This is a genomic window from Bradyrhizobium sp. Rc3b, assembly GCF_900114915.1.
GTDB lineage: Bacteria > Pseudomonadota > Alphaproteobacteria > Rhizobiales > Xanthobacteraceae > Bradyrhizobium.
Window position 1 is genome coordinate 1 of record NZ_FOUS01000007.1, and the last position, 15,125, is coordinate 15,125.

The 15,125-nt window shown below is 64.3% G+C and carries 14 protein-coding genes and 1 riboswitch; of the genes, 4 read left to right on the forward strand and 10 right to left on the reverse strand.

The genetic code is table 11. The features are described from left to right. Window positions 1-228: 228 nt before the first annotated feature. The 6 genes from BM190_RS17010 to BM190_RS17035 form a co-directional block, all read right to left on the reverse strand. Window positions 229-810, reverse strand: a complete 582-nt coding sequence (locus BM190_RS17010; protein ID WP_092256924.1) for a hypothetical protein — start codon at window positions 808-810, stop codon at window positions 229-231. Window positions 811-863: 53 nt separating this feature from the next. Beyond that, complete coding sequence (locus BM190_RS17015; RefSeq protein WP_092256927.1) at window positions 864-3,101, reverse strand: TonB-dependent receptor domain-containing protein; 2,238 nt, start codon at window positions 3,099-3,101, stop codon at window positions 864-866. A 114-nt stretch (window positions 3,102-3,215) separates the two neighbouring features. Further along, window positions 3,216-3,430, reverse strand: a riboswitch (cobalamin riboswitch). 43 nt (window positions 3,431-3,473) lie between these two features. Then, window positions 3,474-3,737, reverse strand: coding sequence for a hypothetical protein (locus BM190_RS17020; protein ID WP_244550660.1), 264 nt, complete (start codon window positions 3,735-3,737; stop codon window positions 3,474-3,476). A gap of 99 nt (window positions 3,738-3,836) precedes the next feature. Then, on the reverse strand, window positions 3,837-4,046 hold the full coding sequence (locus tag BM190_RS17025) for a hypothetical protein (protein WP_018320306.1): 210 nt from the start codon (window positions 4,044-4,046) through the stop codon (window positions 3,837-3,839). 138 nt (window positions 4,047-4,184) lie between these two features. Beyond that, entirely contained in the window at window positions 4,185-4,361 is a 177-nt protein-coding gene (locus BM190_RS40445) for a hypothetical protein (RefSeq protein ID WP_018320305.1), read from the reverse strand. A 124-nt stretch (window positions 4,362-4,485) separates the two neighbouring features. Continuing rightward, entirely contained in the window at window positions 4,486-6,222 is a 1,737-nt protein-coding gene (locus BM190_RS17035; protein WP_177237121.1) for an adenylate/guanylate cyclase domain-containing protein, read from the reverse strand. A 323-nt stretch (window positions 6,223-6,545) separates the two neighbouring features. On the opposite strand from BM190_RS17035, the gene BM190_RS17040 reads away from it, so the two are divergent. Then, on the forward strand, window positions 6,546-8,732 hold the full coding sequence (locus BM190_RS17040) for a transglycosylase SLT domain-containing protein (RefSeq protein ID WP_092256930.1): 2,187 nt from the start codon (window positions 6,546-6,548) through the stop codon (window positions 8,730-8,732). A gap of 79 nt (window positions 8,733-8,811) precedes the next feature. On the opposite strand, the gene BM190_RS40450 is transcribed toward BM190_RS17040, so the two are convergent. From BM190_RS40450 to BM190_RS17050, 3 genes are read right to left on the reverse strand one after another with little or no spacing between them, the layout of a single operon-like run. Then, entirely contained in the window at window positions 8,812-9,111 is a 300-nt protein-coding gene (locus BM190_RS40450; RefSeq protein WP_244550661.1) for a hypothetical protein, read from the reverse strand. A gap of 53 nt (window positions 9,112-9,164) precedes the next feature. Continuing rightward, complete coding sequence (locus BM190_RS40455; RefSeq protein ID WP_177237119.1) at window positions 9,165-9,353, reverse strand: hypothetical protein; 189 nt, start codon at window positions 9,351-9,353, stop codon at window positions 9,165-9,167. Then, complete coding sequence (locus tag BM190_RS17050) at window positions 9,350-9,745, reverse strand: hypothetical protein (protein WP_092256935.1); 396 nt, start codon at window positions 9,743-9,745, stop codon at window positions 9,350-9,352. Before BM190_RS17050 ends, BM190_RS40455 begins: the two co-directional genes overlap by 4 nt. A 713-nt stretch (window positions 9,746-10,458) precedes the next feature. On the opposite strand from BM190_RS17050, the gene BM190_RS17060 reads away from it, so the two are divergent. The 3 genes from BM190_RS17060 (at window position 10,459) to BM190_RS17070 (ending at window position 14,018) form a co-directional block, all read left to right on the forward strand. After that, the gene (locus BM190_RS17060) at window positions 10,459-12,882 is read left to right on the forward strand and encodes a PAS domain S-box protein (protein WP_092256938.1); all 2,424 of its coding nucleotides are present in this window, start codon (window positions 10,459-10,461) and stop codon (window positions 12,880-12,882) included. Continuing rightward, complete coding sequence (locus BM190_RS17065; RefSeq protein WP_092256941.1) at window positions 12,879-13,544, forward strand: response regulator transcription factor; 666 nt, start codon at window positions 12,879-12,881, stop codon at window positions 13,542-13,544. Before BM190_RS17060 ends, BM190_RS17065 begins: the two co-directional genes overlap by 4 nt. An 87-nt stretch (window positions 13,545-13,631) precedes the next feature. After that, the gene (locus BM190_RS17070) at window positions 13,632-14,018 is read left to right on the forward strand and encodes a response regulator transcription factor (RefSeq protein ID WP_092256944.1); all 387 of its coding nucleotides are present in this window, start codon (window positions 13,632-13,634) and stop codon (window positions 14,016-14,018) included. Between the two features lie 54 nt (window positions 14,019-14,072). On the opposite strand, the gene BM190_RS17075 is transcribed toward BM190_RS17070, so the two are convergent. After that, complete coding sequence (locus tag BM190_RS17075) at window positions 14,073-15,044, reverse strand: tripartite tricarboxylate transporter substrate binding protein BugD (protein WP_092257729.1); 972 nt, start codon at window positions 15,042-15,044, stop codon at window positions 14,073-14,075. Window positions 15,045-15,125: the final 81 nt, after the last annotated feature.

Below are 15,125 nucleotides of genomic sequence, written 5' to 3' on the forward strand. Positions count from 1 at the left end.
CACATAGTCGCCCCTCTTGGGTGAGCCGGGATGGACGACACATACGCCGAAACCGAATTTCGGTAAAGTGGAATATTTTTAGCGACGTGGATTGACAGAGGGCGACACAGGCTCTCGGCGCCGTAGCCCGGATGGAGCGCCAGCGTAATCCGGGACGGTGCTAGATGCCGGGGCGAGCGGCCCCGGATTGCGCTTTGCTCCATCCGGGCTACGGCCACGATCGGCCGCTCAGGCCGACATCGCTCGCTTGCGTCCGGCCGGATCGACCAGGCGCACGATCTCACAGATGGCGACGAGGCCGGCGAGCCAGACGGCGCTGGTCAGTCCAATGCGCGTCACGATCGCGGCGGTGAAGGCGCCCTCGCCGCCGAGGAACGGCGTCGCGGCGAGCAGTGCGAGCTCGTAGATCCCGTAGGCGGCGACGAGCGTGATCGCCAGCATCAGTGGCGTGCGGCGCTGCGGCAGCAGGCCGAGCACCGTCGACGAGGCCGCGGTCGCCAGAAGCGCAGCCGCGCCGATCAGGAAGCCCCAGGCAATCGTGTTGGCGTCAACGGGATAATGCAGCACGCCGAAACCGATGGTCTGGTTGACGAGCCAGGCGCCGGTGACGACGAGCAGCGCCCGACGCTGCGGCAGCATCGCCGCGGCAATGACGGCGAAGGCCGCGAACGGCGTGGCGCAGGCGAACGCAAAACTTGCGAGCACGCATGACGCCGTCAGCAGCGCAAAGCAGAACATCGGCGCGAGGCGCGGCGCGACCGGGTGAAGCCGGAAGCGATCGCCACCAGACGGCAGGATGCTGAGAGCCATGGTTGAATCTCCTTCTTTCGAATTCTAGTCCATTTAGGGGCGCGTGACGAAAATCAGAACGTTGCGCCGGCCTTGAGCAGATAGGTGCGGCCGGGCAGCGGATAGGCGCTGAAGCGGCCGTCCGTGAAGGTGCTCGCGATGGCGTAGTCGTAGTAGAGCGCGTTCAGCACATTGTTGATGCTGACGGACCAGAAGTAGCGCTCAACCTGGCCGCTGAGCTTGAGATCGATCGTGCCGTTGGCGGGAATCGGCTTCTGGGTGCCCGCCTGGTCGTTGTCCATGCGTCGCTCGCTCCAGAAGCGCGCGGTGGCATCGAGCACCACGTAATTCTGCCAGATGTTCCAGGTGACGCCCGCACTCGCCGTGTAGCGCGACACCAGCGGCACGTCGTTGCCGGCCCAGATGCCTTCGCGGAAGACCGCGCGGGTGTAGGCCACGCCGGAGCGCAGCAGCAGGGCATCGTTGACGCGATAGGACAGGCTGGTCTCCGAGCCGTAGCGGCGGGTCGGATCGAGATTGGTGTTGTAGAACAGGACCGGATTGAAATGGACCTCGTTGGTGAGATCCATCAGATAGAGACTACTCTGCAGCTGCAATCCGCCTCCCTTGATGCGAAAACCGCCCTCGATATCCCAAGAGGTCTGGGTCTTGAGCTCGAACGTTTGCGGGATCGCAGCGAAGGTCAAGGGATCGAAGGAAGGCCCCGAGGACAGGCGCTCGTCGACATCAGGCGTGCGGAAAGCGCGCGCAACGCGGCCGAACAGCGAGACCTGGTCGTTGAGGCGATGCTCGGCGCCGAGATGCAGCGCATATTGGGTCTCGTTGCTCGTCAGCGGCAGCGCGCCGATGTCGGCGTTGAAGGGAGCTGCCGGGTCGAAATTGTCGCGTGCCGCAAGTCTGACGTTCTGCACCCGCGCGCCGTAGGAGATGTCGGTCGTGGGCGCGATTCCCAATGTGTGCTGGAAATAGCCCGCAACCGACTGCTGCCTGAGGTCGTAATTGTGCCATGGGGAGAGCCCCTGCCCGGCGCCGCGATTCTGCTCAAAGCTCGCATCGTAATAGTCGATGCCGGTCAGGAGCTGCGACGGCATGCCGAGCAGCAGGCTCTTCACGCTGAGCCGCGGCGTGATCGACCAATTCGTCAGATGGGAACCGACATAGGTCGACGTGAAGAACGCCGGAACCGGCGTCGGGGTGGAAAAGAACGCACTCTGCTGCTTCTTGTCGCGCACGCCGCCGTCGACGATGAGATCGACGCCGTTGACCAGGGTCTTGGTGAAGCCCGCAGTCGCGCCAAAACCCTCCTGGTTGGCGTAGTTGAACGGCGTGCTGGTCCCTCGCCGGTTGGCCCTGAGCTCGTCGAGGCCGATGGAGGGATCGACGGTGCGGCCGCCCGGCAGCCGCAGCTCCTGATTGTCGCCGGTGACGGTGAGAAAAGCACTCAGGCTCGGCGTCGTGTAATTGAGATTGCCGACGCCGTTCTGCTGCGAATAGCGATTGTTGTCGCGGTAGCCATCGGTCCTGACCGTATTGCCGTAGAACGAGGTCGACCACGGGCCGGAATTGAGCGAGGTCGAGACATTGCCGAGCCTGGTGTTGAACGAGCCGAAACCGGCCTCGATGCGCGCGGTCACGGGCGGTCCGCCAACGCCATTTCTTGTAACGATGTTGATCACACCGCCGACCGCGTTGTCGCCGTAGAGCACCGCGCCGGAATTTCCCCGCGTGACCTCGATGCGTTCGATCGAATTGAGCGGGATGGTGGAGAGGTCCACCTGCGCCATGTCGACGTCGTTCAACCGTCGTCCGTTGACCAGCACCAGCGTGTTGGCGGTGGCAAAGGCGCCGAAGCCACGCAGGTCCACGCTGGTCTTGGCGCCGATCTGGCCGCCATAGAGCGTCGTGATCTGGGCCCCCGGCGTCTGCGTCGCGATGATCTCGGCAAGCGTCTGCGATGGCGAATGCGCGATATCCGCGGCCGTGATGACGGTCGTGGCGGCCCCGACGATGGCGCCGTTGCCGACGGCAGCCTTACCGCCGGAGCCAGATGAGCCGGCTCCATTGCCTGCCGGCGCGACATTCGTCCTCGCCCGCTGCCGCGTCGCCTCGCCGTCACCGATCGCCCTCGCCCGCGTGCGGTTGTGATCGTCGGGCTGCGTCACTTCGATCGGCGGCAATTGCTCGGCAAGCGCGTGCTGGGCGAAGGCGGAGGACAGATCGAGCGAATGGAAGGAAACGGATACGAGCAGGCCGACGGCAAGGCGCCTGGCGGCAGAGACGAGACGGGACACAATTGTAACCTCGGTATGACGTCAGTGGCACGTCACAGCGAACGAGGTTTCACGGCAGAGCGATGGATTGCTCCGGTGAAGCTAATGTCTGTACTCCCCGACCGACATCTTCGCGTGTGACCACGGCTGACGGCAGGTCTCCTGGCTCGCGGGTCGTGACCTCGCGTCGCCTTCCCAGGACCGAGTTTCCCAGTGGCATGAGACGAAAGATTCACCGCTTACAGTTGCGGGGGCAGCCGTGGCGTTGAGACAGATCCCTGCGTTGGGACAATCCCGCACCACATTCCCTTTTGATCTCCCTGAGGAGAACCGTCGCCGATCATTTACGAGCCGTTGGCCCCGGGAGTCAATCGACCGATGGGTGCCGGGCGCTCAGGTCCGCCCTCGCACACGTTGCGCCTGGGCCCAGGCGACAGCGACGTCGCGCGGCGGAACATCGACGCGCTTGATCGGGGTCAATTCGCCGGAGGCCGAGACGATCGCGGTCTCCTCGCGACGACAGCGCGTGCAGACAAAGCGGACCTCGTGCGGGGACGCCGACCAGCTCGACCGCTTCACATTGGCCGCCATCGGCCAGGCATCACAATGCGAGCACGACACCAGAAATCGACCGGGATCGAGCATACCCATTTCCATCGGACTCCGCGTCCTGCCCACCTGCTTCAATGATTAACCCAAGTGAATCGTTCCGGTGCCCCAGCACCGCCGCTGGGTGCGCCGGAGAAAGCGGTAGCCTCAGCGCGCGCCCTTGAGGGTGCAGGAGGTGGTGCAGGTGACCGTGGTGCCGCGATCGCACGATTTGCACGCACTGACGCACTGGTTCATGTCGCGGGGATTGTAGCTGTAGTTCCGCATCGGGCAGGTCGGCGTCGAGCCGGTGATATCCTGCTCCTGGTCGCAGGCCGCCGTCATGAGCGCGACTATGATCACGGCAACGAGGCGCATGTGATTGCCCTGTCAAGCATGGCAAATGACACTCGCGGGGTGCGCTGCAATGCAGCGAACCCCGGCCTTTCCATCACGAGCGATCGCTCGCGACGTCAAGGATGCGCGCCAAACCTTAAGAACGGATTGCAGCCGGCGTCACGCCGCAGCCTTGGTCGCGATCGCCTGCCGCATGTCCACCGCCAGCTGACGGTACTGTTCCGAGAGTTTCAGATAGAACTCGCGCTTGGTGCTGTCGGTGGCGAGCTTGGCGATCAGCTCGCATTCGGCGGTGAGCGTCTCGAACCGTTCCAGCCTGTCCTGAAGTTCCGTCATCGGCGTGTCCCCGTCAAACGCCTCAAGGACATCCAACCTAAGCCCGGGAAATAGGTCACGGCGAACATCGTTATCGAGTAGAAACGTTTTTTCCGGACAGGGCGGGCCGGCCCAACAAAAACGGCTATTTCTGCTCCAGCCGCCAGGCGCCGTCCCACCCCTCTTCCGGCGGCTTGGCCTCGAATTGCGCGATGCGGCCGAGCATCGTGCGCGAGGGGCCGTCGCCGGGGACGGCTTCGAGCGCGGCGTTGAAGGCGGCGCGCGCCTCGTCGAAGCGGCGGGCCCGATAGGCGGCGAGCGCTTCGGCATAATGCGTGCGCAGGCTGTCCTGCGCGGCGGTGAGCGCGCCCGCCTGCGCCATCACCTCGAAGATCGGCTGCGGCGCGCTCTGGCCGGCGACCGCCAGACGATCGATCTCGCGCAATTCGAGCCGCGCTCCGATCGCATCAGCCGTGGCCAGCGAGATCAGGATGCGGGTGCCGTAGACCTTGTTGACGGCCTCCAGCCGCGAGGCCAGGTTCACGGCGTCGCCCATCACGGTGAAGCTCATCATCAGCTCGGAGCCGATGCTGCCGGTCAGGACCTCGCCGGTGGCGATGCCGATCCGCAGGTCACACGGCGCCGGCATGGCGCGGATGCCGAGCAGGTCGGGCAGCTGCTTCTGCAGCGCGGGCACCTGGTCGACCATCTCGGTTGCGGCGATGCCGGCCAGGAGCGCCTGCTCGTCCTCCTCGATGAAGGGCGGGCCCCAATAGGACATGATGGCGTCGCCGATATATTTGTCGATGATGCCGCGATTGCTCCTGATCGGTCCGGACATCACCGTGAAATAGTGGTTCATCACCCTGACGAGGCCACGCGGGGTCATGCCCTCGCTCATCGAGGTGAAGCCGCTCATGTCGCAGAACATGATGGTCATGACCCGGCGCTCGCCGTCGATCGCAACCTCGGGCCGGTCGATCAGCCCCTGCACCACCTTGGGATCGATGTAGCGGCCAAAGGTCTCGCGGATGCGCTCGTTGTGCCTGAGCTGCTCGGTCATGCGGTTGAAGGCCGCGGCGAGCTCGCCGATCTCGTCCTGCGTGGAGACGGTGATGGTCTTGTCGAAGCGGCCGGCCTCGACCTCGCGGGTGCCGGCGAGCAGCAGCCGCACCGGGCGCGTGATGCCGCTGGACACCAGGAGCGCAAAGGCAAAGCCGACGATCGCCGCGAGCAGGGTCACGACACCCGAAACGACGATCGCCTGATGCTGGCGGCTGATCACCTGCGACGTCGAGAAGAACACCTGCGTCAGCATGTCGGCGCGGATCGCATCGACCTTGCGGTTGAACTGATCGCGTAGCACGTCGATGTGTTCCAGCGTGCCGCGGGCCTCGGCCATCTGCCTGGCGTCGACCTGCTTGAGCAGCTTTGCATGGTCCTCGTTCAGATCGCGCCGCAGCTCGGTGACGGCGGTCTCGATGCGAATATCGATCCGTCCCAGCGCGGCATTGTCGGAATACGTCCTGGGGTCGTCGATGATCGCGTTGACAAGCGAACGCGCGGCCTCGGCCTCCTCCTCGATCTTGCGATCGGATGTCTCGAACTCGCGAAGGCGCGCCGCATAGGCCTCTTCGTCCGACGGTGACTCCATTTTGGTCATGACCATCCGCCGTAGCGCCAGCCCCCGCTCCAGCGAGCGGATGTTGGCGCGGGCCAGATGGCTGTAGGCGGGGATGTAGCGGTTGGTCAGCTCGTCGAGCAGGACGCCGACCTGGCTCGACATCACCATCGACAGGATCGAGGTGACCAGCATCAGGACGATCAATCCGAGGGCGATACCGACGATCTTGCGCCTGATCGACTGGTTGAAAATCGGCATAGCTGCAAGGACAAAGGCCAAAAGGGAAGGAGCAAGGGAACTCCATACACCGGATCGGGCTGCGGGAACACGCGCAATCTGGTTCCTCCTGACGCCCTGAACCAGGCGCGGCCATCGCGCAGGCCTATCGTTAACAAAGGTTAAAGAAGCTGACCTTTGCTCCCCAGCCGAAGTTCCCTGGTCACATCCGTATTTCGCCGCATTGTTGCGACAGCGTGAGGAATGCGAAACGATGCCGTGGCATCGTTCTCGATGTCGTTGATTCTCAAGCCGCATGTCGTCGCGGACCTTGGTTTGTAGTGGTTTCGCAGGGGGACCATGGGATGAACCAGTGCCTACGCTCGCTCGCGTGTCTCGTTGCCGTGGCCGCAATGGCCCTCCTTCCGACCGAGCTGGCGGCCAAGAGCAGCCACAAATCGTCCGCGCCGAAGAAGTCGCATGAGGCGAAAGCCGGCAAGCAGCGTCATGCCGCGGTGAAATCGCGCCATGGCAAGCATGCCGAGGCCAAGCGCAAGTCGAAGAAGACCGGCGGCGAGCCGTCCGAGAAGCCGGCCGCCCCGCCGCTCACCGGGGACCTCGCCGCGCTGAAGGATGCGATCGACCTCGCGCGCAAGGGCAAGACGGATGATGCGAGCGCGGCGCGCGACCGCATCGCTGATCCCGCCGGACAGAAGCTCGCCGACTGGTTCATGCTGCGCCATTCCGAGAGCACCGCCAATTTCAAGCGTTATGCCGCCTTCCTCGCCGCCAATCCGGGTTGGCCGAGCAGCGCCCTGCTTCGCCGCCGAGCCGAGGCGCGGCTGTGGCAGGAGAAGGCGGACGCGGCCACCGTGCACAAATTCACCATGGACCGCCCGACCAGCGCCAAGGGCAAGTTCGCCCTCGCCCGCGTGCTGCTCGCTGAAGGCGACGCCGACAGGGCCGCGCGGCTCGTGCGCGAGGCCTGGCGCACCGACGAATTGTCCGAGCGGAGCGAGGAGGATTCCTACGAGGCGTTCCGCGATCTGCTCAGCTCCGAGGATCATCGCGCGCGCATGGACAAGCGGCTCGGCGCCAAGGACTATGCGGCTGCGCGGCGCGCCGCGAAACGACTCGGCGAGGATGAGCTCGCGATCGTCAAGGCCTGCGCCGCCGTGACCGGCAAGGCCAGCAAGGCCAAGGATTATCTCGAGGACGTACCGACTGAAGCGCGCCGCGATCTCGGCTATGTGCTGTGCCGCGCCCAATGGCACCTCCAGAAGGACCGCATCGACGACGCCGCCGAGGTAATCCTGGCCGCCGCGCCCGACACCATGGCCGCGCAGGACACCGACGCCTGGTGGCGCGAGCGTCGCATGCTCGCGCGCAAGCTGCTCGACCAGGGCAAGTTCAAAACGGCGTATGACGTGGTGCGCACCGCCGCGGTGCCCGAGAAGGAAGTCTACCGCGTCGACTATCATTTCATGTGCGGCTGGATCGCTCTGCGCTTCCTGAATGATCCCCAGGCGGCCATGGTGCACTTCGCCGCCATCGATGCGGGCTCGGCCAATCCGATCGCGCTGTCGCGTGCCCATTACTGGCGCGGCCGTGCCGCCGAGGCGATGGGTGCTGTGGCCGATGCTCGCATGAGCTACCGGGCGGCCGCGCGCTATCCGACCGCCTATTACGGCCAGCTTGCGCGCGCCAAGCTCGGCCTCGATCGCATCGAGCTGCGACCGCCCTCGCCCGTGCTGGCCGCGCTCGACACTCCGCCCGCAGACGAGCGCGTGCGCGCCGCCGACATGCTCTACGGCATCGGCGAGCGCGACACGGTGTTCTATTACGCCGAGGATTTCGCGAAGGAGAGCACCGACGTCGCGGCCCTCGAGGGCCTCGGCGAACTCGCCGGACAGCGCCGCGATGCGCGCGTGATGCTGGAGGTCGGCAAGTCGGCGCTGGCGCGCGGGCTCGCGCTCGACCATTACGCTTTTCCGACCATCGGCATCCCCGAGCACCAGCAGGTCGCGCCCGCGATCGAGACCAGCGTGATCTATTCGGTGGCGCGCACCGAAAGCTCGTTCGACCAGCGCGACAAGTCGCCGGCCAATGCGGTCGGGCTGATGCAGGTGACACCTGAAGCCGGCCGCGACACCGCCAAGCGCTTTGGCCTGACCTACGACTGGGACAAGATGGTCTCCGATCCCGTCTACAACACGCAAATGGGCGCGGCCGAGCTCAGCGCGCTCCTGTCGGAATATCGCGGCAACCAGATCATGACGTTTGCCGGCTACAATGCCGGCCGCGGCCGCGTGCGCGAATGGGTGCAGGCCCGCGGCGACCCCAGGGATCCCAACGTCGATCCGGTCGACTGGGTCGAGCGCATCCCGCTGTCGGAGACGCGCAACTACGTCCAGCGCGTGATGGAGAACGTGCTGGTGTACCGCGCACGGTTCGAGGGCAGCAGCATGGTCGCCGGCAAGTCCGACCAGCGCGTCACGACGCAGGAAGTGAGCGCGGCACCAACGGGATCGGCCGCAGCCCCCTCACCCTAGCCTCGCCGCCGCCGGGGCTGGACGCGGCGCGGGCTGGACGCGGGACTGCGGCCGACTTTTCTGCGCGGCCGTCATCGAGCTAGCCGTCACCTCCTTCCGTCGTCAGAAGGTCGTACTCGCGCAGATATGCCTCGGCCAATGCGCGCGACAGCGCGCCGATCTGAATCATCCAGCTCCAGCTCGAGATCGCCGCCAGCGCCGCGATCGTCTCGAGCGAGCTGCCGGGCCACAGCATGTCCATGGCCGTCTGCTGACGGTAGCAACCGTAGTCGCAATACCGCTCTTGCTTGGACACATGACGGACGTAACTCGTACCCAGCGGCCGGGCGCATGCGCGGCAGACGCCGCCGTGGCAGGGATGTTCCTGATTGACGAGCATGAATCTCAATGCCGTGTCCTCTCCTGCCGAATGCGTCCTGCCAGCCCGACTACTCAAGATGCCGCGCGCGTACGTCCCTCGATCAACGGCGCGGACTCGTGATGAAGTGCGTAGCAGTCGTAGCCGCAGTAGCGCAGCAGCGTCCTGGCGTCGCGCAGATAACCACCATCGATCTCCTCGCAGCACCAAAGGCACGACGTCTTGCGGAACGGGGTTCTGCCGTTCACCAATATGAATCTCACGTGGCACCTCCCAACGCGAAACAGTAGACCAGGTCGACCAGAGAGGCGGACGGCGGTGGCGCGCAGATATGGTTGCGGCCGTCGGGATTGTCTCTGTTGCGCTCGACCTTCTGCGACGGGATCAGGATGTATTTGCCGTCTTCCCGGCGCCGCGCGTAGATCCTGCCGTCGACGTAGCGAATCTCGGTCGGGTAGCAATCGGCGTTGTTGCAGCAGCTCAGAACCGGATTATCCGGCATGTGCCAGCTCGAATAGAACTTCTCGTGCAGCAGTTGATCCTGAGGCGGATGGTGACGATGTGAACCATCCGGTCCGGCTTCGTCGGCCTCCACGCCCGTCACCAGCGAAAGTGGCAGCGCGATCGCCAACAGGAGCTTGCAGGTACGGTTCAACGCAGCCTCCCGACGAAGAAATTGCCTGAGGTGGCAGACGCGGCGGCTGGTCCTCAGGCCGCCTGATATCGGAACAACCAGCGACGGTCGCGCTCACGGCGCGCCCTGAACCGGTCGAGGCATTTCCTCGAGCAGACCGGCGTCCGCCAGGAATAGTATCGGATCAGGCCAAACTTCGCCGCGCAGACAGCACAGCCTTTGGACTCGGGACGGCGCTCGGAGTAGTCGGGGCTATCGCACATCATCCTCTCCTCTTGACCTCTTAGGGGTCCCGGCTTCCTTGTGCGCAAGCACGGGTCGCCACGGTCGTCACGGAAAATGCGGCTTCTCAATCGTGACTGCCAATTCATCGGCAAGTCAGGGGGCGGACGCAGAGCCTGGCTCTTTTGGGGGCAACACCCCCGGAGCCTTTCAGCAATTTGTGCTCCGCAATCGTCTCCTCTCGATTGGCTGCCAAACTAGGCCGGCTGCAACGCATCGCTCAATTGTACGGAGGTAAATGCGCGCTAGAACTAGGGTTGTGCGAGCTATACGTAGGTTTGGGCCGTAGTTTTGCGGACCTCTGCCCGCCCGCGCAACGAGACGGAGCAACGCCCGCAAGCTGCACGGCAACCGGGAGTTTTGCCGGCAATCCGACTTTGGTCGGAGCCAATTGCCCCTGTTCGGGCAAAGTGCTCTACTCGCCTTGACGCTGGCGCGCCGGGACGCTTGCGATGATGCCTGGCCAGATCACGAAAATCGGGACTTCGGCCGCACAATTCCTGCTCGGCGGCCTTGCGGCGCTTCGATCATTCGGCAACGGCGAGAAGGACCGGTCCGCGGTCGCTGAGGCCTCGCGGCAGAACGCCGATCTGCGTGACGCCATGAAGCAATGGCGCGAGGTGTTCGAGCACAACCCGGTCATGTACTTCATGGTCGATCCGGCCGGAACGGTGCTCAACGTGAATACGTTTGGCGCCGCACAACTGGGCTACACGACGGCCGAGCTGATCGGCCAATCCGTGCTGAACGTCTTCTTCGAGGAAGACCACGACTTCGTTCGTCAATGCGTCGCTTTGTGCCTCACGACCGTGGACCAGTCGCATACCTGGGAGATTCGCAAGTTCCGGAAGGACGGGTCGGTGCTCTGGGTCCGCGAGAACGCCAAGGCGATGCTGCGCGGCGACGGCACGCCGATCCTGCTGGTCGCGTGCGAGAACATCACCCAGCGCAAGGAGACCGAGGATGCGCTGCGACAGAGCGAGGCCTACCTCGCCCAGGCCCAGGAATTGAGCCACACCGGCAGCTTCGGCTTGAACCTCGCCACCGGCGAGGCGGTCTGGTCGAGGGAGACTTTCCGCATCTTCCAATGCGACCCTGCGACGAAGCCGACCCTGAACTTCGCCTTTCAGCGCATCCATCCGGAAGATCGCGACACAGTCCGCAGCACCCTTGATCGGGCCTACCGGCTGGCGGAGGATTTCGACCACGAATACCGCCTGCTGATGCCCGACGGATCGATCAAATATCTCCATTCCGTGGCGCGCGCCGTGCGGCACCCATCCGGGCGCATCGAGTTCGTCGGAGCGGTGACCGATGTCACGATTGCGAAGGAAGCGGAACAGAGGCTGCGTCGCAGCGAAGCCTATTTGGCCGAAGCCCAACGCCTCAGCCATACGAGCAGCTGGGCCTGGGACGTTCATCGTCAGGAGTTCGCCTACCGCTCGACTGAACTGTACCGACTGTTCGGGTTTGAGCCGGACCAGACCGATGTCCCGGCCCGGGCTTTTCAGCAACGTATCCTGCCGGAGGACTTTCGGCGGATTGTCGAGGTGGAACGTGAAGCTGTCAGGCAAAAGCAGCCCTTCCAGATCGACTTCCGGATTGTGCGCCCCGACGGCTCGATCAGACGCGTCCACAGCGAGGGACATCCTGTGATCGGCCGCGACGGCGAGGTGATGGAAATCATCGGCACGCACGTGGACGTCACCGAGCAGTTCGCGGCGAAAGATGCGCTGCATAAGGCGTTCGACGAGCTCAAGACATCCGAACAGCGGTTCCGCGACTATGCCGAAACCGCATCCGACTGGTTCTGGGAGACCGGTCCGGACCACCGCATCACCAGGATATCGGAGCATGCCGAAACCTCCAGCGCGGCGCCGAAGGGCCTGATCGGCCTGACCCGCTGGGACATTCCGCCCGACGCCGAGTTCGAGCCGGAGAAATGGGAGCAGCATCGCGCGGCGCTCGATGCCCACGTTGCGTTCCGCGATCTGATCTACCGCAGCAGGGATGGCAACGGATCTCCAATCTACGTTCGGACCAGCGGCAAGCCGTTCCATGATGCGGCAGGCAATTTTCTCGGCTATCGCGGCGTCAGCAGCGACGTCACGGCGGCAATCCGCGTCGAGCAGGCGGAAGAGGCGCTGCGCAAGGCGCAAGGCGAGCTCGCCCACGTCACCCGCGTCACGACGCTCGGCGAACTGACCACCTCGATTGCCCACGAAATCACCCAGCCCATTGCCGCGGTGATCTCCAACGCGGACGCTTGCATCGCTTGGCTTGACCGCGACCCCGCCAACCTGAAGGCCGCGCGCCGTTCCGCAGAATGGATTGTCGAGGACGCCAACCGGGCAAGCGAGGTGATCCGCCGGATCAGAGCGCTTGCGAAGAAGACCGAGATCGAAATGGTTCCACTCGACATCAACCAGGTCGTCAGGGAGGCCGTGGCGCTGGTTCGGCGCGAGCTCGCGATCCATGCGGTGTCGGTGCGAATGGAGTTGGCGTCCGACCTGCCCAGGATTTGCGGCGACCGGATCCAGCTGCAGCAGGTCCTGATCAACCTGGTGGTGAACGGCATCGAAGCCATGCATGCCAATGTCGACCGCCCGCGCGAGCTGGCGATCCGCTCGAGCCGGACGGACGACGACCGCCTGCTCCTCACCGTGACGGACCGCGGTGTCGGCCTTGGCAAAGACGTCAAGGAACGCATCTTCAACCCCTTCTTCACGACGAAATCGGGCGGTCTCGGAATGGGACTCTCGATCTGCCGATCGATCATCGAGGCTCATGCGGGCCGGCTTTCGGCCATTCAAAATGAAGGGAGTGGTGCAACATTCCAGATCGCCCTGCCCTTGCCACACAAGGACACGTCGTGACTGATCATGCCAAGCAGGCCCAGGCGAGCGCCGCTGATCCGATCGTCCTGATCGTCGATGATGATCCGTCGATGCGCCGTGCGCTCACCAATCTCTTTCAATCGGTCGGTCTCAAGGTCGAAGCCTTCAGTTCGGCGGCGGAGATCATGGAAGCCAAACCGCCTGCGGTCCCCAGTTGCCTCGTGCTCGACATCCGCCTGCCAGGCTTGAGTGGCCTCGACCTCCAGGCGGACCTTGCCAAAGCCAATATTCACACCCCCATTATCTTCATCACCGGTCACGGCGATATTCCCATGACCGTAAGAGCCATGAAGAGCGGTGCCGTCGATTTTCTGACCAAGCCGGTGCGCGACCAGGACATGCTGGATGCGGTGCAGGCTGCGATCGAACGCGATCGCAAGCGGCGCGATGCCGAGCAGTCGATCTCGGGCGTGCGATCCCGTTACGAGGGGCTGACGGCGCGCGAACGCGACGTGCTCGCCCTGGTTGCATCCGGCCTGATGAACAAGCAAGTCGCCGCCGAGCTGGGATTGGCTGAAATCACCGTGAAGATCTATCGCGGCCAGATCATGCGGAAAATGGCAGCGAAGTCGTTGGCGGACCTCGTCAGAATGACCGACGCGCTCGGAATCCCGCGCAACAGGGGTCATCTGCAAACCTAAGTATGCTTTCCAATCTCGCTCCGGTGGCCCACCTTGCCTCGAGCGGCTGAATCGCGGCCGGCGGCTCCCCGTGCAGGAGCGATCATATTGTCAGCGTCTTCGATCATTTCCGTCATTGATGATGATCCCTCCGTTCGTCTTGCGACGAACAACCTCCTGACGTCGCGCGGGTATACGGTCCACACCTTTGGCTCGGCTCACGAATTTCTCCAATCCGCCGAACTTGAGACGACCTGCTGCGTGATCACGGACGTGCAGATGTCGGTCATGAGCGGCGTCGAGCTGTTGACGCATATGCGCGGTCTCGGGCACGTCACGCCTTTCATCTTCATGACGGCTTTTCCGGACGAGTCCGTACGCGACCGCGCACTCAGGGCCGGCGCGATCTGCTTTCTCGCCAAGCCATTTTCGACGCCGGCCCTGATGCAGTGCCTGGAGACCGCACTGTCGGACCCCGGTGACGCCACGATGTGATGCGGCGGCGCCGGAATTCCACGGCCAGGACAGACCTGCGGCCATGCGACGTGCTCAATCCACCTTGATGTTCGCCGCCTTGATCATCGGCCACCATTTGGCGATCTCGGCCTTCTGGCGGGTGCCGAGCGCTTCGGGCGTGAGCTGATCCTTGGGCGTCATCTCCAGCCCCTGGCTTTCGAGCTGCTTCTTCACGGCGGGATCGTTCAGCGCCTCCACCGCCGCAGCATTGAGTTTGGCAACGATTTCCTTGGGCGTTCCCTTCGGCACCCACATGCCCGACCACAGCGTCATGTTGAAGCCCTTCAGACCCGCCTCCTCCGCGGTTGGGATCTCGGGCGCCGAGGACAGGCGCTTGCTGTCGGTGATGGCGTAGGCGCGGATGGTGCCGGCGCGGACCTGCGCGATCGAGTTGGACGTCTGGTCGACGATGACGTCGATCTGACCAGCGATGAGATCGTTCAACGCGGGCGCGGTGCCGCGATACGGCACGTATTGCAGCTTGATGCCGGAGACGCTCTCGAAATAGACGCCGGCGATATGGCTGCCGGAGCCCGCGCCGGCGGTGCCCGCTGTCGGCGCCGACGGCCGCGACTTCAGCCATTCGATCAGCTCTTTCAGCGAGGTCGCGGGCACCGCGTTCTTGCTGACGACGATCATCGGATTGCTCGGCAGCAGCACCACCGGCTCGAGGTCGGCCACGAGGTCGTATTTGAGCTTGTAGACGGCGCCATTGGCGACGTGGGTGCCGAGATGGCCGAAGGAGATGGTGTAGCCGTCCGGCGGCGATTGCACGGCACGGCCGACGCCGATCGAGCCGCCCGCGCCGGTGACGTTCTCGACCACGAGGGGCTGGCCGAGCGCAGTTCGCATCCGCTCGGCGAGCACACGCGCCATCGCATCCGACGGGCCGCCGGCCGAGAAGGGCACGATGATGGTGATGGGACGGGAGGGATAGTCATCGGCGCGCGCGGCGCCGGTCACAGCGAGAATAGCAAACAGCGCAGCCCAGACGGCCTTCGTCATTGTCTTCTCCCCAGCGATGTCGTTCTTGTTTTTCTTCATCTCGCCCCGCTTGCGGGGAGAGATCGAATTGCGAAACAATTC

Coding starts and splice junctions, on each gene's coding strand:
- BM190_RS40445 (WP_018320305.1), bottom strand. CDS start 4,361: ATGACGGAACTTCAGGACAGGCTGGAACGGTTCGAGACGCTCACCGCC.
- BM190_RS17075 (WP_092257729.1), bottom strand. CDS start 15,044: ATGACGAAGGCCGTCTGGGCTGCGCTGTTTGCTATTCTCGCTGTGACC.
- BM190_RS17040 (WP_092256930.1), top strand. CDS start 6,546: ATGAACCAGTGCCTACGCTCGCTCGCGTGTCTCGTTGCCGTGGCCGCA.
- BM190_RS17025 (WP_018320306.1), bottom strand. CDS start 4,046: ATGCGCCTCGTTGCCGTGATCATAGTCGCGCTCATGACGGCGGCCTGC.
- BM190_RS17020 (WP_244550660.1), bottom strand. CDS start 3,737: ATGGAAATGGGTATGCTCGATCCCGGTCGATTTCTGGTGTCGTGCTCG.
- BM190_RS17060 (WP_092256938.1), top strand. CDS start 10,459: ATGATGCCTGGCCAGATCACGAAAATCGGGACTTCGGCCGCACAATTC.
- BM190_RS17010 (WP_092256924.1), bottom strand. CDS start 810: ATGGCTCTCAGCATCCTGCCGTCTGGTGGCGATCGCTTCCGGCTTCAC.
- BM190_RS40450 (WP_244550661.1), bottom strand. CDS start 9,111: ATGCTCGTCAATCAGGAACATCCCTGCCACGGCGGCGTCTGCCGCGCA.
- BM190_RS17035 (WP_177237121.1), bottom strand. CDS start 6,222: ATGCCGATTTTCAACCAGTCGATCAGGCGCAAGATCGTCGGTATCGCC.